The sequence below is a fragment of the Pseudonocardia oceanicola genome (assembly GCF_047200735.1).
In the GTDB taxonomy this organism is placed as follows: Bacteria; Actinomycetota; Actinomycetes; order Mycobacteriales; family Pseudonocardiaceae; genus Pseudonocardia.
Map to the genome: position 1 here is coordinate 1 of NZ_JBJZON010000105.1, position 386 is coordinate 386.

General features: G+C 71.8%; 1 pseudogene. It reads left to right on the forward strand.

Going from position 1 to position 386, the window contains the following annotated elements:
• Positions 1–386, forward strand: a pseudogene (gene fbiC, locus ACL02T_RS35005) (7,8-didemethyl-8-hydroxy-5-deazariboflavin synthase); the annotation flags it as partial.

Here is a 386-nt window from a genome sequence, read left to right on the forward strand (position 1 = left end):
ACGGCGCACGAGCTGGGGATCCCGTCGTCGTCGACGATGATGTACGGGCACGTCGACGAGCCGCGGCACTGGCTGGGGCACCTGCGCACGCTCGCGGCGATCCAGGACCGCACCGGCGGGTTCACCGAGTTCGTCCCGCTGCCGTTCGTGCACCACAACGCGCCGATCTATCTGGCCGGGATCGCCCGTCCCGGGCCCACCGAGCGGGACAACCGGGCGGTGCACGCGTTCGCGCGGCTGGCGCTGCACGGCCGGATCGACCACGTCCAGTGCTCCTGGGTGAAGCTCGGCGACGACCTCGCCGCCGACATCCTCCGTGGCGGGGCGGACGACATGGGCGGCACGCTCATGGAGGAGACCATCTCCCGCATGGCCGGCTCGGAGAA